Annotated in this window: 17 protein-coding genes; 11 read left to right on the top strand and 6 right to left on the bottom strand. The window is 43.2% G+C overall.

Features of this window, described 5'->3' with window-relative positions:
- Positions 1-107: 107 nt before the first annotated feature.
- From MHM98_RS10925 to MHM98_RS10910, 4 genes are read left to right on the top strand one after another with little or no spacing between them, the layout of a single operon-like run.
- Positions 108-2,243 (top strand): TonB-dependent receptor, encoded by a 2,136-nt coding sequence (locus tag MHM98_RS10925; RefSeq protein ID WP_239439304.1) that lies wholly within the window; start codon positions 108-110, stop codon positions 2,241-2,243.
- Complete coding sequence (locus tag MHM98_RS10920) at positions 2,243-2,512, top strand: hypothetical protein (protein ID WP_239439303.1); 270 nt, start codon at positions 2,243-2,245, stop codon at positions 2,510-2,512. The genes MHM98_RS10925 and MHM98_RS10920 overlap by 1 nt, the downstream gene beginning before the upstream one ends.
- A complete protein-coding gene (pnuC, locus tag MHM98_RS10915) occupies positions 2,505-3,134 on the top strand; it encodes a nicotinamide riboside transporter PnuC (RefSeq protein WP_239439302.1) in 630 nt (209 codons plus the stop codon). Before MHM98_RS10920 ends, pnuC begins: the two co-directional genes overlap by 8 nt.
- Complete coding sequence (locus tag MHM98_RS10910) at positions 3,135-4,028, top strand: phosphotransferase (protein WP_239439301.1); 894 nt, start codon at positions 3,135-3,137, stop codon at positions 4,026-4,028.
- On the opposite strand, the gene yvcK is transcribed toward MHM98_RS10910, so the two are convergent.
- The 6 genes from yvcK to ubiG form a co-directional block, all read right to left on the bottom strand.
- Positions 3,986-4,945, bottom strand: a complete 960-nt coding sequence (gene yvcK, locus MHM98_RS10905; protein ID WP_239439300.1) for a uridine diphosphate-N-acetylglucosamine-binding protein YvcK — start codon at positions 4,943-4,945, stop codon at positions 3,986-3,988. The two genes, MHM98_RS10910 and yvcK, sit on opposite strands and share 43 nt — an antisense overlap.
- A gap of 101 nt (positions 4,946-5,046) precedes the next feature.
- Complete coding sequence (gene yfaE / locus MHM98_RS10900; protein WP_239439299.1) at positions 5,047-5,310, bottom strand: class I ribonucleotide reductase maintenance protein YfaE; 264 nt, start codon at positions 5,308-5,310, stop codon at positions 5,047-5,049.
- Between the two features lie 26 nt (positions 5,311-5,336).
- Positions 5,337-6,467 (bottom strand): class Ia ribonucleoside-diphosphate reductase subunit beta, encoded by a 1,131-nt coding sequence (gene nrdB, locus MHM98_RS10895; RefSeq protein ID WP_239439298.1) that lies wholly within the window; start codon positions 6,465-6,467, stop codon positions 5,337-5,339.
- Between the two features lie 134 nt (positions 6,468-6,601).
- Complete coding sequence (nrdA, locus tag MHM98_RS10890) at positions 6,602-8,887, bottom strand: class 1a ribonucleoside-diphosphate reductase subunit alpha (protein WP_239439297.1); 2,286 nt, start codon at positions 8,885-8,887, stop codon at positions 6,602-6,604.
- 425 nt (positions 8,888-9,312) lie between these two features.
- The gene (locus tag MHM98_RS10885; protein WP_239439296.1) at positions 9,313-9,981 is read right to left on the bottom strand and encodes an HAD-IA family hydrolase; all 669 of its coding nucleotides are present in this window, start codon (positions 9,979-9,981) and stop codon (positions 9,313-9,315) included.
- Positions 9,982-10,020: 39 nt separating this feature from the next.
- Complete coding sequence (gene ubiG / locus MHM98_RS10880; protein ID WP_239439295.1) at positions 10,021-10,764, bottom strand: bifunctional 2-polyprenyl-6-hydroxyphenol methylase/3-demethylubiquinol 3-O-methyltransferase UbiG; 744 nt, start codon at positions 10,762-10,764, stop codon at positions 10,021-10,023.
- Between the two features lie 331 nt (positions 10,765-11,095).
- On the opposite strand from ubiG, the gene gyrA reads away from it, so the two are divergent.
- From gyrA to MHM98_RS10845, 7 genes are all read left to right on the top strand, one after another.
- Positions 11,096-13,720 (top strand): DNA topoisomerase (ATP-hydrolyzing) subunit A, encoded by a 2,625-nt coding sequence (gene gyrA, locus MHM98_RS10875; RefSeq protein ID WP_239439294.1) that lies wholly within the window; start codon positions 11,096-11,098, stop codon positions 13,718-13,720.
- Positions 13,721-13,809: 89 nt separating this feature from the next.
- Positions 13,810-14,892, top strand: coding sequence for a 3-phosphoserine/phosphohydroxythreonine transaminase (gene serC / locus MHM98_RS10870; RefSeq protein ID WP_239439293.1), 1,083 nt, complete (start codon positions 13,810-13,812; stop codon positions 14,890-14,892).
- Between the two features lie 113 nt (positions 14,893-15,005).
- A complete protein-coding gene (gene nhaA, locus MHM98_RS10865; RefSeq protein ID WP_239439292.1) occupies positions 15,006-16,193 on the top strand; it encodes a Na+/H+ antiporter NhaA in 1,188 nt (395 codons plus the stop codon).
- Positions 16,194-16,396: 203 nt separating this feature from the next.
- Positions 16,397-16,681 (top strand): STAS domain-containing protein, encoded by a 285-nt coding sequence (locus MHM98_RS10860; RefSeq protein WP_239439291.1) that lies wholly within the window; start codon positions 16,397-16,399, stop codon positions 16,679-16,681.
- A gap of 24 nt (positions 16,682-16,705) precedes the next feature.
- Positions 16,706-17,068: a response regulator gene (locus tag MHM98_RS10855; RefSeq protein ID WP_239439290.1), complete on the top strand. Its 363-nt coding sequence runs from the start codon at positions 16,706-16,708 to the stop codon at positions 17,066-17,068.
- A 9-nt stretch (positions 17,069-17,077) separates the two neighbouring features.
- Positions 17,078-19,189 carry a chemotaxis protein CheA gene (locus MHM98_RS10850; protein WP_239439289.1) on the top strand — a complete coding sequence of 704 codons (2,112 nt, stop codon included), beginning with the start codon at positions 17,078-17,080 and terminating at the stop codon, positions 19,187-19,189.
- Positions 19,186-19,686 carry a chemotaxis protein CheW gene (locus MHM98_RS10845; RefSeq protein WP_239439288.1) on the top strand — a complete coding sequence of 167 codons (501 nt, stop codon included), beginning with the start codon at positions 19,186-19,188 and terminating at the stop codon, positions 19,684-19,686. Before MHM98_RS10850 ends, MHM98_RS10845 begins: the two co-directional genes overlap by 4 nt.
- Position 19,687 lies beyond the last annotated feature (1 nt).

The following is a 19,687-nucleotide window of genomic DNA, read 5'->3' as shown; positions in this document are numbered from 1 at the left end:
TAAACACAGTAGCCAAGCGTTTCAATAACAATGACAGAGATAGTCGCGTTACTTTAATTTATCGTTCGCCACATAAGGTGAACTCTTTATTTTTAACTGGAAAATCAATGAAAACAGCATTATCGCTAATTAGCCTCGCCATTCTTTCATCACCTGCTTTTGCTAACACGCAAGCTAATGGTAATCAAACCGACAAAGCGATGGAAGTGATCGAGGTAACGTCTAACTTCCGTCAGGCTAATCTGATGAAAACATCGGGCAGCATTTCTGTTGTTGATGCCGACAAAATTATTGAAAACAGTGCGATGCACACTCAAGATTTGTTAGGTAATTTCGCTAACGTTAATTTCTCAAGCGGCGCCAGTCGCGGTAACTTCGTACAAATTCGTGGTATCGGCTTACGCAGCCAATTTGTTGATCCTATCAATCCGTCTGTGGGCTTATTAATCGACGGTATTAACTATTCTGGTCTTGGTGGTGCGGGCGCGTTATTCGATGTTGAATCAGTTAACTTATATCGCGGCCCACAAGGCACGCAATTTGGCAACGATGCGATGGCGGGAATTATTACCATTGATTCGACAGCCGCAACAAGCGAGCAAACCAACCGCGTAATGCTAACGGGTGGTAATTACGGCACTTTTGGTGCTGGCGTAGCTGTTGGTGGCGCTGTGACGGATAACTTTAACGCGAGACTTTCTGCGCAAAGTCAAAAGAGCGATGGTTATGTAACCAACGACCACCTAAAGCGTGAAGACACTAATAATGTAGACGAAAGTAACGTTAAACTAAAAACTAATTGGCAGGTGACTGACGATTTGGTGATTAACTCGACGTTGCATTATATCGATGTTGATAATGGTTATGACGCGTGGTCGCTTGATGAAAATGGCCGTACGCTATCTGATGAACCCGGTGAAGATAAACAGCGCACTAAAGCGATTGGTGTGAGCGCATATTACACTGGCTTTGAGTCGGTTGAAGTGCAAGTATTAGCCTCTAGCCTAGATAGTGATTTACTTTACAGTTATGACGAAGATTGGTCATACAAAGGGATCCACGATTGGGAATACAGCTCGTTTGATGCTTATGCTCGCAGTCGCAAGCAATCAAATCTAGATGTTCGTTTCCTATCTAAAGGACAAACCTTATTTAACAATACGACGTCATGGGTTGCCGGTGTTTATGCAAGCGAACGCGACAGTGGTTTAACGCGCACCTATACCTATGCTGATAACGATTTTAGCAGTGACAATGAGCACAGCGATTTAGCGGTATATGGCGAGCTAAAGTATGCGTTATCTGAAAAAACGAGCATGACTTTTGGTGCTCGTGTTGGTCAATATGACATTGATTATATGGACAACAATGGCGTTGCTCGCAAAGTCGATGACAATTTATATGGTCTACACTTTAATGTGACGAATCAAGTGAATGAACAAGCTATGACTTATGTATCGCTATCGCGCAGTGATAAAGCGGGTGGTGTAAATGGCGATGCATTAGCTAAAGCGGGTGATTTAACCGACCCAACGTTAAAGGCGCAGTTAGCTGATAACGCGACTTTCGATCCTGAAACACTCTACAGCGCAGAATTTGGTGTTAAAGGACGCAGCCTTGATAATGCATTAAATGTACGTTTAGCAGCGTTTTATAACTACCGTAAAGATCCTCAACTCAAAGGCTGGGTAACAGATAAAATTGGCGATGATAGCGCCGAAACCTTTATCGGTTATAACGATAACGCAGGTTCAGGTCGCGGATATGGTATCGAGTTAGAAACACGCTATAGCTATAACGACAATCTTGATCTGTATTACAACGTTGGCTATTTGATCACCCGCATTAAAGACTATGTGGTGGTCAATAAACACGGTAGTAATCTTGATATGCACAACCGTAATTTTGCCCACGCGCCAGAATATCAATTTAGCGCTGGTGGTAAATACCACGCAGATAACGGCTTCTACGCCAGCGTCGAAGTGCAGGGTAAAGACTCGTTCTACTACTCAGATGGCCACAATCAGCAATCTGATTTTTACGCGGTGACTAACCTTGCAATTGGCTATCAAGCACAAGGATGGAAGCTTAACCTTGCGGCCAATAATGTATTTGATCGCGAATACGCTGTTCGAGGTTTCTATTTCGAAAACGACCCACGAGATTTGTACGCAGAAAAACACAACTACGTACAATTGGGCAGCCCAGCAACCGTAAATCTTAGCTTGGAGATCAACTGGTAATGATGTTATCGGTAGAAATTAGCAACTATCCTCTCAATGAAGAGTACATCGAGCCGATTAAAGACTTTATTAATCGATTGTTAGCTAACGATAAATTGCGAGTTAGCTGCAATACCATGAGCACACAAATCTTTGGTGAGCATGATGAAGTTATGCAGGTGCTTAGTGCTGAAATGAAAGATTCATTCGAGCGTTTTGGCAAGATGATTTTCGTGTGTAAGTTCATCAACAGTGATTTAGATCCTGCCTTAAAGCCACATGATGATTGATTTTGTGTCTGGTGCCGTTGAAGGCATACTCACTTATTCTAAGTGGGAGTTAGTGGCAGTCGTGCTGGCTGTCGCTTACTTGCTGTTGGCAATGAAACAGAGCCAATGGTGTTGGCCAGCGGCTTTTGTTTCGACAACGATTTATACCGTGCTGTTTTGGGAAAGCGCGTTATTAATGGAATCGATACTTAGCGCCTATTATCTCATTATGGCAGTGTACGGCTGGTGGTCGTGGCATAAAAAGGATAGCGCTGGTAATGAGCCTGCTATTACTTCATGGTCAATGATGTTGCATATAAAGGTAATTATCGGTTTGTCTGTGCTTAGCGTTGGCTTGGCTTATGTAATGGATAATTATACCCATCAAGATTATGCGTATTTGGATACATTTACCACAGTATTTGCGGTATTTACGACTTGGATGGTTACCCAAAAAGTCCTCGAGAATTGGGTTTATTGGTTGGTAATCGACGCTGCCTCTATATATCTGTATATAGCGAAAGGCTTTGATCCAACTGCATTGCTCTATATGTTCTATTGCGTGATGGTCGTTTTTGGTTACATGAAATGGCGCGGGGAATATCAAAAGCAGTGCATTGCGATGCAGCCGCAGGGTGCTTAAATGCCAGAGCTAAGTATTCAATTACTATGTAATAGCCGCTATTTTAGCGGCTTTTCTGTTATTAGTGTTACACCTTTACACGGTGGATTGAGCCAGCGTCTTTATCAGGTTCAATATCGCAATGATGATGAGCTTAAATCTGTCGTGGTTCGTTGTATCCAAGACGCGCAATTAGCTCGCGAGGAGTACGAGTTAATGCAACATGCAATGGATTTAGCGCCAAGGCTAAGAACTATTGAGGATGTTGATATTGATGACGGGGCATTTTCAATCATTGTAATGGATTTTATTGAAGGTGACCTCGCCAAAGACTGCGAACTCAGCACCTTACAATTGACAACAATCGCCACACAGTTGACCCGCTTGCATCAAAGCTTACCGAGCTGTCCCATCAAACGCCCGTCAGTGAATAAGCTTCGCTTAATCGATGATTATTGGCAGCTGATAGAACAACCTTCGCTACAGGACGTAACCCGCTTTAATAGTGCAGTAGCACTTGTAAATAGCCTTACCTTTGATAATGACGCGCTAATTCATGGCGATCTTAATTTAAGCAATTTGATTGTTGGTAGCGATAGTATTATCTGGCTAGACTGGGAATACGCCAGTGTGGGGGATGCTTATTTTGACTATGCAACGTTGGTGGTTGAGGCGCCAAATCGCCTAGAACAAGCGATAATTACGGCTTTACAAAAAGCAGGAAATACAGTTATTGATAGTAAGCGTTTAACACGCTTTAAGCTCTATTATGCGTTGGTAAGCTGGCTGTGGTGTTTGGGCTGTATGCAGCGTGCTAAAACACAAACGCCGCAATTAACTGCGGCGTTTTGTAAATATCAACAAGCCGTTGATCAATTAACCGCCGACATTTGCGCTAGCGATAATTCGTTGTAAACATCAATTAGGGCAGCTTTTAATTTTTCTCTGTCGTGATAAGGCGAGGTTTTACTCGCGATATCGCGATAGTAGTATTCTCCCTTAACTTTAGCGCATGCCGAATTTATCAAAATAGCATCTGGCGCAGCCTGTTGCGTGATATCTGTAGACCATTTGAGGAGGGCGCTTTTAGAGATATGACCGGCAGGACTGTTTTCTGCAATTAAATTTGTAATAAATATCTTTTTCGCTGTGCTTTGGGTAATCGCTTGCTGGATCTCAGGCATAATAAGCGGTGGCATAATACTGGTGAGTAGGCTACCTGGGCCGATAATCAATAGTTGTGCTTTTTTGATAGCTTCTATGGCTTCTGGTGTTGCGTTAACCTTTGGCTCTAACAACAAACTTTGTGGCATGGTTGCCATTTCATCGATATGAGTTTCACCAAAAACTCGTTGTCTAGTTTGACTAACGGCCACTAAATGTGTCGGTTGCTCAGACATTGGAATGATGTGGCTTTTTACATCGAGCATTTCTCGAATCAGATTAATGGCATCAAGCGGTCTAACACTCATTTGATCCATCGCTAGCAGCATTAGGTTGCCGAGATTGTGTTCCGCTAAATCGCCGTTACCTTTAAAGCGATATTCAAACAGCTGCCGCGCAATAGTAGGGCGTCTGGTGAGCTGATTAATACAGTTGCGCAAATCACCCCACGCAATACAGTTTTCTGCTTCTCGCAAACGACCTGTCGAGCCGCCGTTGTCAGTGGTTGTTACTATGCCAGTGAGCTTATCTTCAAGGTGAGATAGTGACGATAACACGCGACCTAAACCATGACCGCCGCCAATAGCGACGATGTGTTCGAGTTTATCAAAAGGAGAAGTGGTTGAGAGTTTGGATGTAATTGGGCTAGAAATGTGAGAAGTAGCCATAAAGAAAAACCAATAATTACCGTAAGCTTCATTCTAAAGAAAGTTTGTAAATGTTACAACTTTATGGCAATTCGAAGAATTTTCAGTCTGTTTTGTTAATTTTAAAACTTACAGGTAATGTCGATATCTGAAGTTGGCGTGGTGCAACAGGTAAGAATTTCGCCGTCTCGAATATAAGCTAGAGGCTCGGTCGTATAAGCTACCGAGCCGCGATTTAACGTGCAACGACACGCACCACAGGTACCATCACGACAGTGATAGTTTACCTTGAGCCCTTGTGACTCAAGGTATTCTAACGTAGTGAGTTTGCTATCGGCAGCGATAACATCTTCACATTGTACGTTGTTATAGGTAACTGTTTTCATAACTTGCTTAGTTTAACTCGCTTGCTTTAGAGATCAAAGTCGTCAAATTCGTCGCAATCGAGTTCACTATCGATTTGTCCAACAAGATACGACGAGATTTCACTCTCTTGTGGCGCAACCTGTACGTTATCAGACACAAGGTAGGCGTTGATCCAAGGTAATGGATTTGATTTAGTTTCAAACGGCGCTTCGTAACCGATAGCAATCAGGCGCTGGTTGGCGATGTATTCAACGTATTGTTTTAGGATTTCGGCATTCATGCCGATCATTGAACCATCTTTAAACAGGTAATCAGCCCACGCTTTTTCTTGTTCAACAACGTCCATGAAAATCTTTAGACCTTCATCGTGCAATTGTTCACTGATTTCCTTCATTTCTGGATCGTCTTTACCTTCAGCCCATAGATTGAGCATGTGCTGAGTACCAGTAAGGTGAACAGATTCATCGCGAGCAATCAGTTTGATGATTTTTGAGTTACCTTCCAGTAATTCGCGCTCTGCAAAAGCAAATGAACAAGCAAAACTCACATAGAAACGCACTGCTTCTAATGCATTTACCGAACACATACATAGGTATAAGCGCTCTTTAAGTTTACGCTCCGATACTTCGAGTTGGCGACCTTCGACATCGTATGTCCCTTCGCCTTGAGCTTGAAGCAGCTGAGTTGTCACAATCACATCATCGAAATATTTAGCGATGTCAGTGGCGCGTTTTAAGATGTTTTCATTAATGAGAATATCGTCAAACACTTCACTAGGATCAGTAAATAAGTTACGCAGAATATGAGTGTATGAGCGTGAATGAATAGTCTCGAAAAAGCCCCAAGTTTCAATCCAGGTTTCAATTTCTGGCAAGGATACTAATGGTAGCAGCGTAACGTTAACACTGCGCGCGGCAATAGAATCGAGTAGTGTTTGATACTTAAGGTTACTGATAAAGATGTGCTGCTCACTCTTAGTAAGCTTTTGCCAATCAATGCGATCTTTTGAAATATCAACTTCTTCTGGACGCCAGAAAAACGAGATTTGCTTTTCGATGAGCTTTTCAAAAATTGGTAGTTTTTGTTGGTCAAAACGCGATACGTTAACCGCATTACCTAAAAACATTGGCTCGATTAGCGGGTTGTTCTTCTTTTGATTAAAGGTTGAATAAGTCATGATTTCTCAAATTGTCCTTGCTATTGCCAGAGGCACATTCTTTATAGTAATTCTTATTTATTGGGTATAACTGTATAGCTATATACGTTTAGGTGAGCCAATCGGCTCACCAAATCTTTTATCGCCCTTAGGTGTTAGATTTTACAAGCGCCGCCTGCACAGCCGTCGTCTTCCTGCTCAACGACGATATCGCTTTGCGCATCATCCGCACCATCGCGGGTGTTGTGATAATAAAGCGTCTTAACACCGAATTTGTATGCGGTAAGCAAGTCTTTAATGATTTGCTTCACTGGTACCTTGTTGTTGTCGAACTTCGATGGATCGTAATTGGTGTTCGCTGAAATTGCTTGGTCGACGAATTTTTGCATCAAGCCAACAAGGTGTAAGTAACCATCGTTTGATGGAATATTCCACAACAATTCATAGTCGTTTTTAAGGCTCAAATAATCAGGAACCACTTGTTTTAAGATACCGTCTTTACTTGCCTTAACGCTGATCAGGCCACGTGGCGGTTCGATGCCGTTAGTCGCATTTGATATTTGCGACGATGTTTCCGACGGCATCAGTGCTGATAACGTAGAGTTTCGAAGACCATGAGTTTTAATATCTTGGCGCAGCGCTTCCCAGTCGAGGTTTAGTTCGTTAGAACACAACGCATCTAAGTCTTTCTTGTAGGTATCTATTGGTAAGATGCCTTTGGCGTAGGTGGTTTCATTGAACCAATCACAGGCGCCAACTTCTTTCGCTAACTTATTTGAGGCTTTAAGCAAGTAATATTGAATCGCTTCAAAGGTCTCGTGTGTTAAACGGTTTGCACTGCCATCTGAATAGCGCACGCCATTTTTAGCGAGGTAGTAAGCATAGTTAATAACACCTATACCTAATGTACGGCGAGCAAGGCTTGATTGTTGCGCAGCGACAATTGGGTAGTCTTGATAGCTCAGTAGATTATCTAGGGCACGTACCGCAAGCTCTGCAAGCTCTTCTAATTCATCAAGAGATTTAATCACACCTAGGTTGAATGCAGATAGCGTACAAAGGGCGATTTCACCGTTAGGATCGTCGAAGCTTTGCAGTGGTTTTGTTGGCAAAGCGATTTCTAAACACAGGTTAGATTGCTTGATTGGCGCAACTTCTGGGATAAACGGGCTGTGCGTATTACAGTGATCAACGTTTTGCAGATAGATTCGGCCAGTACTTGCACGCTCTTGTGCAAATAGTGAAAACAGCTCAGAGGCTTTAATAGACTCTTTGCGGATTGATTCATCTTGCTCGTATTGCAGATAAAGCGCTTCAAACTTGTCTTGGTCGGCAAAGAAGGCATCGTATAAGCCTGGTACATCACTTGGTGAGAACAGGGTGATGTTTTCACCTTTGATCAGGCGTTGATACATCATCTTGTTAAATTGCACGCCGTAATCCATGTGACGAACACGGTTCTCTTCAACGCCGCGGTTGTTTTTAAGTACTAGTAATGATTGAACTTCTAAATGCCACAATGGGTAGAACAGGGTAGCTGCGCCGCCACGTACACCGCCTTGTGAACAGCTTTTAACCGCTGTTTGGAAGTGCTTATAGAATGGAATACAACCGGTGTGGTTGGCTTCACCGCCGCGAATTGGGCTACCTAGGGCGCGAATACGACCAGCGTTAATACCAATACCTGCACGTTGACTTACATACTTAACGATAGAGCTAGAAGTCGCATTGATTGAATCTAGGTTATCGTCACACTCGATCAGTACACAGGAGCTAAATTGACGGGTAGGCGTACGGACACCTGCCATAATTGGTGTTGGCAGTGAAATCTTAAACTGTGATACCGCATCATAGAAACGCACGATGTAATCCATACGCGTTTCTGTTGGGTATTTTGAAAATAGCGCCGCAGCAATTAGCATGTATAGGAATTGTGCGCTTTCAAAGATTTCGCCAGTGCTGCGATTTTGCAGCAGGTATTTACCTTCTAACTGTTTAACAGCAGCGTAACTAAAGTTCATATCACGTGAATGATCAAGTGCATCATTCATGAGATCGAATTCTTCACGACTATAATCGGCTAACAAGTGATTGTCGTAGCGCTTAGCTTCACACATTTTTACCGTGTGATCGTATAGATGTGGTGGCTCAAATTGGCCGAATGCTTTCTTACGAAGGTGGAAAATAGCAAGGCGGGCCGCCATGTACTGGTAATCCGGGGTTGTTTCCGAGATTTGATCTGCCGCTGCTTTAATAATGGTTTCGTGAATATCTTTGGTCTCAATACCCATGTAAAACTGGATGTGTGCCTTGATCTCTACCTGAGAAACTGACACGTTGTCTAATCCTTTAGCGGCCCAATCGAGTACTTTGTGGATCTTATCTAGATCGATAGGTTCTTGTTTTCCACTTCGCTTGGTGACCAGGAGATTTGTGTTCATTATTATTGTCCGTCGCTGTTAAAACAAACCCATGTCACGAGATGCAATCCACCGCGCTGGTAAGTAGTCCTTTTTGTTGGCAATTCCCATTTAGATAGTCTTTAAAGCGTAATATTAAGCTTAAATTTCTCTAGTGTTTGCTTTGGCCTAAATACACAAGATATAGGTTTTTAAAAAATGTGGGATACAAGATAAGGTGGATTGGCGGACAATGCAAGTGCTAAAAATTGGAATAAGCTGTGGATAAATTACATTTGGTTACACAGGTTAGTGGGAACTATCACTTTGATGATTATCTCCCTTAATTTTGCCAATTTTCAATTTCAAATTGGCAATTTTTAATTATTTTTTTTAACGTTCGATCGCTTGATTTAGCACCGTATTTTTGCCTGTCATTATTAGACAAAGTGTCAAGATTCTTTGGATTAGATCCCGAGAACTGCTAAAAGATCCTCAGGACGATCGATTATATGATCGCCTTGCCAAGTGTCGGCTGGATCATCGCTAGGGATGTAACCGTAATTTGCAGCTACCGCTAGCATGCTTGCGCTATGTGCCGCTTCAATATCGGTGCGAGCATCACCCACATACACAATGTTCTCTGGCGCAATATTTATATTGTTTGCCGCTAATAATAATGGCGCTGGATTAGGTTTGGCGACATCGAGGGTGTCACCACAAACAACGACGGCGCAACTAGCCAAGCGTGGATAGTGCTCAAGGAGCTGCTGGGTATAAAGCGTTGGCTTGTTGGTCACTATGCCCCACACAATATTGTGGCGATCTAAGGCATCTAATAAGGTGTCTATACCGTCAAAGTAAGTGGTTTCATCATTGACATGCGCGGTGTAGTTTTCTAAGAACTCACTGCGTAGTTGTTGATATTGCGCTTCTTCAAGATCTAAACCATACCCGGCCTTTACTAGAGCTAATGAACCCTGTGAGGCGGTTTGATTGATAACCTTGCGACTAAGCAGCGGTAAATTGTCACGCTCAAGCAAACGATTAGCCGCGCCGCCTAAATCCGGCGCGGTGTCGAGTAAGGTGCCATCGAGATCAAAGAGTACGGCGCGAAACGGAGATTGAAGGCTCATGGGCTTTCCCTACTTAAATTTGCTTTAGTAAATTAGTACTTATTTAACGTTAGGCTGACAGTGGATCAGATAGTTTACCGATAAGTCGTTATTGGTCTTAAATTGCTCGGTAAGCGGGTTGTAATGGACACCAATAGCGTCAAGACAGCGGGCATCGCTGTTATCAACAAAGCGAATTAGTTCGCTTGGACGAATAAACTTACTGTGTTCGTGCGTGCCTTTAGGTACGAGTTGCAGAATGTGCTCGGCACCTAAAATTGCTAATAAATAAGCACGCTTCGTGCGGTTAAGGGTCGAGAAGAACACTTGGCCGCCGGGTTTTACTAGCTTAAAACACGCGCGCACAATAGATTGTGGATCTGGCACATGCTCTAGCATTTCCATACAGGTCACAACATCAAATGAATGAGGCTGCTGCTCGGCAAGCTCTTCCACTGGAATTTGCTGATAAGCGATATTATCTACTTTAGTTTCTAGGGCATGCAATCTTGCAACGTTTAATGATTGCTCAGCCATATCGATACCTAATACATCACCGCCAAGACGCGCCATAGATTCGGCCAAGATACCGCCACCACAGCCAACATCGACGATACGTTTGCCAAATAAACCGTCAGATTTTTCCGCCACGTAATTAAGGCGGGTTGGGTTCATTAAATGCAGTGGTTTAAACTCGCCACTGAGATCCCACCATTGCTGAGCAAGGGCTGAGAATTTTTCGATTTCTTGAGGATCAACGTTTACGGCGTTATCGAATGATTGGTGTGATTGAGTGCTAGACATAAAAAAGCAAATATCGCTATAGAAAGAAAGGCTTCATTATAAGTGCCTTATCAATGTCAGCACAAGAGAAACACTTTTTAGCCTACTCAATTCCTGTAAGCCATTTTAAGCGATTTTCATTGCTGGTTAATAATTGACCTTGAAAACGCGTTTTTCGGCAGTTTTGGCCGTAAATGGCCCTAGAATCCAAAATAAAGCGATTTTAGCCCTAGTAACCTTGTATCACTGTGCTAGAATCAGGCTCTATTTTTTGCCTTTTATGTAATTGTAAAAACAATAATTAATACATAAAAGTGCGTCTTTCTAACAGACACAGGGATCTTAGGGATTTATGACTGAGTTGGCCAATAGTGTATCGCCGATTAATATCGAAGACGAATTAAAGAATTCGTACCTCGATTACGCCATGAGTGTAATCGTAGGTCGTGCCTTGCCAGATGTTCGAGATGGTTTAAAACCCGTACATCGCCGCGTACTTTTCGCAATGGACATTCTAGGTAACGACTGGAACAAAGCTTATAAAAAATCTGCCCGTGTGGTAGGTGATGTAATCGGTAAGTATCACCCACACGGTGATAGCGCGGTTTATGACACCATCGTACGTATGGCACAGCCATTTTCATTACGCTACCCATTGGTAGACGGTCAAGGTAACTTCGGTTCGGTTGACGGCGATAGCGCGGCGGCAATGCGTTATACCGAAATTCGTATGCAGAAGATGGCCCATTCATTATTAGTGGATCTTGAAAAAGAAACCGTTGATTTTGGCCCGAACTACGACGGCACCGAACAAATTCCAAACGTACTGCCAACCCGTATTCCTAATTTATTAGTGAATGGTTCATCGGGTATCGCGGTAGGTATGGCGACAAACATTCCGCCACATAACTTAAATGAAGTTATTTCTGGCTGTTTAGCGCTGATTGAAAACGAAGACATTACCATTGAAGAGCTCATCGAGCACATTCCTGGTCCTGATTTCCCAACGGCGGGTATTATCAGTGGTCGTCAAGGTATTATCGATGCTTATAAGACTGGTCGCGGTAAGGTGCGTATTCGCGCTAAAGCGGAAGTTGAAGTAAGTGACAGTGGTAAAGAAACTATTATCGTTCACGAACTGCCTTATCAAGTAAACAAAGCACGCCTTATCGAAAAGATGGCTGAGCTAGTTCGCGATAAGAAAGTTGAAGGTATTAGTGCGCTGCGCGATGAGTCTGACAAAGACGGTATGCGTATTGTTATTGAAATAAAACGCGGTGAAGTGGGGGAGGTTGTATTAAATAACCTGTATTCACAAACGCAAATGCAAGTGTCGTTCGGCATTAACATGGTTGCGCTTGAGGACAATCGTCCTAAGCTGTTTAACCTAAAAGAAATGCTACAAAGCTTTGTTCGTCACCGCCGTGAAGTAGTAACGCGTCGTACGGTATTTGAACTTCGCAAAGCACGCGATCGCGCGCATATCTTAGAAGCACTGGCTGTTGCCCTTGCTAACATCGATCCTGTGATTGAGGTTATCCGTAACTCGCCAACACCTGCGGAAGCAAAAGTTGCGTTAGTGGCACAAGGTTGGGATTTAGGTAACGTTGCTGCGATGCTTGAAAAAGCAGGCGATGACGCTGCACGTCCAGAATGGTTAGAGCCAGAATACGGTATTCGTGATGGCAAATACTACTTAACTGAAACACAAGCCCAAGCAATTCTTGATCTTAAACTACACCGTTTAACAGGTCTTGAGCACGAGAAAATCTTAAATGAATATCAAGACATTTTAGATTTAATCGCTGAATTACTTCACATCTTAGGTAGCCCAGCGCGCTTAATGGAAGTGATTGTAGAAGAGCTGCAAGCAGTGCTTGAAGAGTTTGGCGATGAGCGCCGCACTGAAATTACTAACGCGTCACACGATTTATCGTTAGAAGATTTAATCAACGAAGAAGACGTGGTAGTAACCCTTTCTCACGAAGGTTACGTCAAATACCAGCCATTATCTGAGTACGAAGCGCAGCGTCGTGGTGGTAAAGGTAAAGCGGCTACTAAGATGAAAGATGAAGATTTCATCGAGCGCCTATTAGTTGCTAACACCCATGACACCATGTTGTGTTTCTCTAACCGCGGTAAGATGTACTGGCTCAAGACGTACCAGCTACCATTAGCATCGCGTCAAGCGCGTGGTAAGCCAATCGTTAACTTATTACCATTAGAGAAAGACGAGCGTATTACGGCTATCTTACCTATCCGTGAATACACTGAAGACAAATGTATCTTAATGGCAACAGCTGCGGGTACGGTGAAGAAGACTGCATTAACGGCATACTCTCGTCCACGTGCTAACGGTATTATCGCGGTTAACTTACGTGATGATGATGAGTTAATCGGCGTAGCGCTAACCGAAGATGACAGCGAAATCATGCTGTTCTCTGACGAAGGTAAGGTTGTGCGCTTTAGCCAAGATCAGTGTCGTGCTATTGGCCGTACTGGTACTGGTGTACGCGGTATGAAGCTTAAAGAAGGTCAGAAAGTGGTATCGCTTATCGTTCCTCATGGCGATGGTTGTATCCTGACTGTGACTGAAAACGGCTTCGGTAAACGTACTGTACTTGAAGATTACCCAGCGAAGAGTCGTGCAACACAAGGTGTTGTTTCTATCAAAGTGAGCGAGCGTAATGGCCTAGTGGTTGGTGCGGTTCAAGTTGATGAAAACGATGAAATCATGCTGATCTCAAACAAAGGTACATTAGTACGTACCCCTGTTGACGGTGTATCTACGGTAGGTCGTAATACGCAAGGTGTAACTCTAATTCGTACCCAAGAGGGCGAGCAGGTCGTAGCCTTACAGCGTATCGAAGAAGTGGAAACGCCAGAGCATGAAGCAGTAGAAGGTGAAGAAGTTACTGGTGAAGCACCAGCGGCTGAAGCCCCTGCAGCTGATGTTCCAGAAGGTGGCGATGAATAATCGCTAGTTGAGAAAGGGCGCCTGAGGGCGCTCTTTTTGTTTGTGTAGAATTTATAGAGCATTTTGTAATTAGTAAATAAGGAAGAGTAATGAGCGCGGTTTATAACTTTTGTGCGGGGCCAGCGATGTTGCCTCATGATGTGATGGTCAAGGCGCAAAAAGAATTTGTTAATTGGCAAGAGCACGGCATTTCCATTATGGAATTTAGCCATCGCGATAAACGCTTTATGCAGGTAGCACAAGAAGCTGAAAGTAATTTACGCCAGCTAATGAATATTCCGACTAATTACAAAGTACTTTTCTGTCACGGTGGTGGTCGTGGTCAGTTCTCTGCTGTGCCTATGAACTTAATTGGTTTGACGGGCAAGGCTGACTATTTAGTAACTGGCTCATGGTCTAAATCGGCAGTGAGTGAAGCGCAGAAATACGGTGAGGTAAATGTTGTTGCGACACCGCAAACTACCGATGGTCAACATGGTGTGACAGCGCAAAGCGAATGGCAGCTTAGTGATGATGCGGCGTACTTTCACTATTGCCCCAATGAAACTGTCGATGGCATTGAAATGAGCGAAGAGCCACAGGTTAATGCACCGCTCGTTGCCGATTTATCATCAACCATTCTATCCCGCGAAATCGATGTCACTAAATACGGCGTAATTTACGCTGGCGCGCAAAAGAACATTGGTCCATCTGGCTTATCTATCGTAATTATTCGCGAAGATTTACTTGGTCACAGTTTGCCGCAAACGCCATCGATTTTAGATTACAAGCTAATAAGTGATAATGATTCGATGTATAACACGCCGCCGACTTTTGCTTGGTATCTCGCTGGCGAAGTCTTTAAATGGCTGTTAGCGCAGGGCGGCGTAAAAGCGATGGAAGCACGCAACATTGAAAAAGCGCAGCTATTATATAACGCTATCGATAGCTCTGACTTCTATGTCAATAATGTGGCACCAGAATATCGCTCGCGTATGAATGTGGTGTTTCAATTAAACGATGAATCCTTAAACGAGGCGTTTTTGGCGCAAGCAGAGCAGCGTGGACTCATGGCGTTAAAAGGTCACCGCAGCGTTGGCGGTATGCGCGCTAGTATTTATAACGCGATGCCACTGACTGGCGTTCAAGCGCTAGTGGATTTTATGCAAGATTTCGCACAAGAAAATAGCTAACAGTAATTTATAATAGATTCAGTAGCTTAGTCGACATAATGTTTAGACATATTATGTCGACTTTTTTATGTGGTTTGTATAAGATATGTCGTTCGTTTTTATGGAGTTATTAAATGAGTGCATTAGAAGAGTTTATTAAAAAAGAATCCTCGGCGGGGATTGTTTTAATTTTTGTCACTATTATCGCCTTGCTGTTAAAAAACACTGGGTTGTCTGAGTTGTATGATGCGTTTTTATCAACGCCAGTCGAAGTTCGATTTGGCGCATTACATATCGATAAACCACTGTTATTGTGGATTAATGACGGCCTGATGGCCATCTTCTTCTTATTAATTGGTCTTGAAGTTAAACGAGAGATTATTGAAGGACATTTATCAAGCCCATCTCAAGTTGTACTGCCTGGTTTTGCCGCCGTCGGTGGTATGGTCGTCCCAGCTGCTGTGTATCTCTATTTTGTTGGCACAGACACCGTCGGTACACAAGGTTGGGCGATTCCAACCGCTACAGATATTGCATTCGCTCTCGGCGTGTTATCACTGCTTGGTAAACGCGTACCCGTCTCACTTAAGATCTTTTTAATGGCACTCGCTATTATTGATGATTTAGGGGCTATCGTGATAATCGCACTGTTTTACACGGCAGAATTATCAACTTTATCAATTGCGGTAGCCATGGCTGCGCTTACTGGTTTAGTTATCATGAATCGAATGGGCGTCGACCGCAAAGCGGCTTACGTATTGCTTGGTGTGATCTTGTGGGTCAGCGTACTTAAGTCTGGCGTTCACGCGACATTAGCTGGCGTTGCATTAGCCTTCACTATCCCAATTAAACAGCGCAAGGTGCCTCAAGGGCATCGTGAGCGCTCAATGCTCAAATCGATGGAGCACGACCTTCATTACTGGGTTGCCTTTATGATTTTACCTCTGTTTGCTTTTGTAAATGCGGGAGTTGATTTCACGAGCATGTCGAGTGAGCAAATATTAACACCTGTGCCTATTGGTATTGCTGCTGGTTTATTTATTGGTAAACAACTTGGTGTATTTGGCTTTAGCTGGCTTGCTATCAAACTGGGACTCGCCAAAATGCCAGAGCAAAGTAATTACACGATGCTTTATGGTGTTTCCATTCTTACGGGCATCGGTTTTACTATGAGTCTATTCGTTAATTCACTAGCATTTGAAGATCCTGCGCAGTTTATGTTTGCAGACAAACTGGCAATTTTGGTTGGTTCATTTAGTGCTGGCCTGTTAGGTTACTTAGTGTTACGTTTTGCTAAATCACCGACAAACGCGACTAACTAATACCTCAATAGCTTAATTTATATCAATCAAGCGCACCTTTATGGTGCGCTTTTTGTTTAAAAACTAATCTTTCTTCTAATGCATTGCTTGACTCTAATACAAAATTATGGATATGCTAGGTTTATACCCAACAGGTGAAATAAATTGATTTAGATCAATAAATAAAATCATCTAGTGTAAACACGAATAGTTAAGGACATTGCATGGAAGCGATCACATTCAATCTGCCTCAATCATTAGATATCTCTGTGGTTAACGACACCCAGAAGATGATGTTAGAGCAACTTCATTCCATTCAAGAAATTAGTCAAGTCAATATCGATGCTGGCGAGCTGTCTCGTATCGATACCGCTGGCTTACAGTTATTAACGGCGCTGATTATTGATATCAATCGCCAAAGCATCGATTTTTCATGGCAAAACGTCAACGACGAGCTGCGGGAATGCGCATCGCGTTTGGGCTTAAACCACCTTCTAAAATTAAATTAACCCCTGAATTTATAGGACAAAAACATGGCAAAGATCTTAGTAGTTGATGACTCTGCTTCAATCAGAAATATGGTTTCTTTCACATTGAAACAACAGCAATACGATACTGTTGAAGCCTGTGACGGGAAAGAAGGTCTGGAAAAAGCGAAGACTGAGCGGTTCGATTTAGTCATTACGGATGTCAATATGCCAGTAATGGATGGAATTTCACTATGTGGGGAGTTGCGACAATTACCAGCATTTAAATTTACTCCGGTATTGATGTTAACAACCGAAAGTTCGGCCGAGATGAAGCAGCGCGGTAAAGCCGCTGGAGCTACAGGCTGGCTTGTTAAGCCATTTAACCCTGAAAAACTGTTATCTACGATTAAACGTGTCATAAGGTAGCGATATACGATGAGTATCGATCTCTCACAATTCATCCCCACGTTCCTTGAAGAAAGCTTCGAAGGGTTGGAGTTGATGGAATCAAGCCTGCTCAATCTAGAGCAGGGTGATGCGGATACTATAAATGCCATTTTCCGGGCTGCGCACTCAATTAAGGGGGGCGCCGGAACCTTTGGCTTTAACCGCGTGACAGACTTTACTCACGACGTTGAAACACTGCTCGATGAGATGCGTGATGGTCGTCGTAATATCGAACAAGCAGATGTAGATTTATTACTGCGAAGCGTTGATTGTATTAGGCTACTTGTTGAAGCTGCACGTGATGGCGTCGAGTGCACAGATCAAAGTATCGAAGAAGTCCATAAGGGACTAGCGCAAACACTTAATAAAGCTATCAGCAGTGAAGAAGCTCCTGAAATTGCCGAAGATTCGCCTGATACTGGCGCACAAACGCCGATTTGGAAGATCAGCTTTATTCCTCATCACGAAATGCTACAAACCGGCAATGATGTGCTGCACATCATTAATGCGCTTGCGGAATTAGGCCCTGTCACTCAGGTCGTGGAATGTCAAAATATTCCGCCGTTAGAGTCCCTTCATCCTGAAGAATGTTATCTGTCCTGGCAAATTACTCTCGAATCTAACTGCGACAAAGAGGAAATCGACGAGGTCTTCGAGTGGGTTGAAGACGAGTGTGATTTGATCATAGAGCAAAGTGTTAATCAGCTCGACGAGATAGTTTCCGATATCGAAAATATGGTAGATGATGAGCCTCAAGCGCAAAGTACGCAAGAGGAGCAATCAACCGTACAAGAAAAAGCTCAACCTGCACCGACAAAACAAACTGCAAGCGCGGCATCGGTTGCTGCGGTGAAAAACAAAGCGAGCAGCCCTGATGGCGGTTCTATTCGTGTCGGCATTGATAAAGTCGATGCGCTTATTAATCGCGTAGGTGAATTGGTAATTACCCAAGCGATGCTCAAACAGGTTGGAAACGATCTCAGTCAAAATAGCAACGAACTGGTAGAAAAGCTGCTAGAAGGCTTAGTACAGCTTGAAGGTAATACCAGAGATTTGCAAGAAGATGTCATGCGCATTCGCATGTTGCCAATCAGTTTTGTTTTTAATCGATTCCCACGCATGGTGTATGACATCAGCAGCAAACTGGGCAAGAAAATTGAATTAAAACTCTCCGGTGAGCAGACCGAGCTTGATAAAACCGTGATGGAAAAAATTGGCGACCCATTAGTTCATTTGGTAAGAAACTCCCTTGATCACGGTTTGGAGCTGCCAGAAGAGCGCCTTGCCGCTGACAAAGACGAAACGGGTACCGTGCATTTACACGCTTATCATCAAGGTGGTTATATCGTTATCGATATTATGGATGATGGGCGTGGACTAAATACTGCGCGTATTAAAGACAAAGCGCTTGAAAAAGGACTAATCACGCCGGATCAGAATTTATCAGATCAAGAAATAAACGAACTTATTTTTGCTCCAGGTTTTTCAACGGCAGAGCAAGTCAGCGATCTCTCTGGTCGAGGTGTTGGTATGGATGTGGTTCGACGTAACATTGAATCATTAGGTGGTCACGTTGCACTAACTTCAACGCCGGGGGAAGGTTCTACATTCTCGGTAAGTCTGCCATTAACACTCGCTATCTTAGACGGTCAGCTGATCCGCGTTGCCAGTGAAACCTATATTGTACCCTTAGTTTCTATTATTGAGTCGGCACAAATTAATCACAACAATGTTAAAGCTGTTGCCGGAAATCCGAGCCTTTATCTATTTCGCGATGAGTACATTCCAATTTATTCGATTAGGCAGTTGTTTGGCTTACCCCGTAGTGAAACACCACTTGACGAGTCGATGGTGATAATCGTTGAGAGCAACGGACATAAATACGCCTTGTTGGTGGACGATTTGCTTGACCAGCAGCAGGTTGTACTTAAAAGTTTGGATTCTAATTATATGGCGGTTGAAGGTATTTCAGGCGCAACTATTCTTGGCGATGGTGGCGTTGCCCTAATTGTCGATATTAAAGGATTAAACGTGCTTAAACAGCAAATGTCTTGTGATATGTCACATCCCCTTGAGCGAAATATTGAGAGTGTGGCATGACGGAAAATCAACAAATCGATGTGACGAGTAACAACCGCCAATTTTTGTCATTTATTTTGGCGGGTGAAGAATATGCAACCGACATTTTAAAGGTGCAGGAGATCCGCGACTGGACTCAAGCAACCTTGGTTCCTAACAGCCCTGACTATGTAGAAGGAGTAACGAATTTACGTGGCCAAATTATTCCAATTATCAATTTGCGCACCCGTTTTTCACTGCCAAAAGACGACAGTTTAAAGAACCGGATTGTTATTGTTTTAAAGATAGATGACGGTGAACGCTCAAGATTAATGGGACTGTTAGTGGATGCATTCGCCGAAACTTACGACATTGCTGAACACGAAATAAAAGCTGCGCCAAGTAAAATTAGCGTCATTGACGATGAATTTATTATTGGCTTGGCAACTTCTGATGAAAAAATGCTGATTTTGTTAGACGTTGATGAACTATTAACATCTCAAGAATTAACCCCGACGATAAACGACAACGTTGCTTAAT

Source organism: Psychrobium sp. MM17-31, from assembly GCF_022347785.1.
In the GTDB taxonomy this organism is placed as follows: domain Bacteria; phylum Pseudomonadota; class Gammaproteobacteria; order Enterobacterales; family Psychrobiaceae; genus Psychrobium.
The sequence above is the reverse complement of the archived record's forward strand: the minus strand, read 5'-3'. Positions and strand labels throughout refer to the sequence as shown.

Coding starts and splice junctions, on each gene's coding strand:
- MHM98_RS10925 (WP_239439304.1), top strand. CDS start 108: ATGAAAACAGCATTATCGCTAATTAGCCTCGCCATTCTTTCATCACCT.
- MHM98_RS10920 (WP_239439303.1), top strand. CDS start 2,243: ATGATGTTATCGGTAGAAATTAGCAACTATCCTCTCAATGAAGAGTAC.
- pnuC (WP_239439302.1), top strand. CDS start 2,505: ATGATTGATTTTGTGTCTGGTGCCGTTGAAGGCATACTCACTTATTCT.
- MHM98_RS10910 (WP_239439301.1), top strand. CDS start 3,135: ATGCCAGAGCTAAGTATTCAATTACTATGTAATAGCCGCTATTTTAGC.
- yvcK (WP_239439300.1), bottom strand. CDS start 4,945: ATGGCTACTTCTCACATTTCTAGCCCAATTACATCCAAACTCTCAACC.
- yfaE (WP_239439299.1), bottom strand. CDS start 5,310: ATGAAAACAGTTACCTATAACAACGTACAATGTGAAGATGTTATCGCT.
- nrdB (WP_239439298.1), bottom strand. CDS start 6,467: ATGACTTATTCAACCTTTAATCAAAAGAAGAACAACCCGCTAATCGAG.
- nrdA (WP_239439297.1), bottom strand. CDS start 8,887: ATGAACACAAATCTCCTGGTCACCAAGCGAAGTGGAAAACAAGAACCT.
- MHM98_RS10885 (WP_239439296.1), bottom strand. CDS start 9,981: ATGAGCCTTCAATCTCCGTTTCGCGCCGTACTCTTTGATCTCGATGGC.
- ubiG (WP_239439295.1), bottom strand. CDS start 10,764: ATGTCTAGCACTCAATCACACCAATCATTCGATAACGCCGTAAACGTT.
- gyrA (WP_239439294.1), top strand. CDS start 11,096: ATGACTGAGTTGGCCAATAGTGTATCGCCGATTAATATCGAAGACGAA.
- serC (WP_239439293.1), top strand. CDS start 13,810: ATGAGCGCGGTTTATAACTTTTGTGCGGGGCCAGCGATGTTGCCTCAT.
- nhaA (WP_239439292.1), top strand. CDS start 15,006: ATGAGTGCATTAGAAGAGTTTATTAAAAAAGAATCCTCGGCGGGGATT.
- MHM98_RS10860 (WP_239439291.1), top strand. CDS start 16,397: ATGGAAGCGATCACATTCAATCTGCCTCAATCATTAGATATCTCTGTG.
- MHM98_RS10855 (WP_239439290.1), top strand. CDS start 16,706: ATGGCAAAGATCTTAGTAGTTGATGACTCTGCTTCAATCAGAAATATG.
- MHM98_RS10850 (WP_239439289.1), top strand. CDS start 17,078: ATGAGTATCGATCTCTCACAATTCATCCCCACGTTCCTTGAAGAAAGC.
- MHM98_RS10845 (WP_239439288.1), top strand. CDS start 19,186: ATGACGGAAAATCAACAAATCGATGTGACGAGTAACAACCGCCAATTT.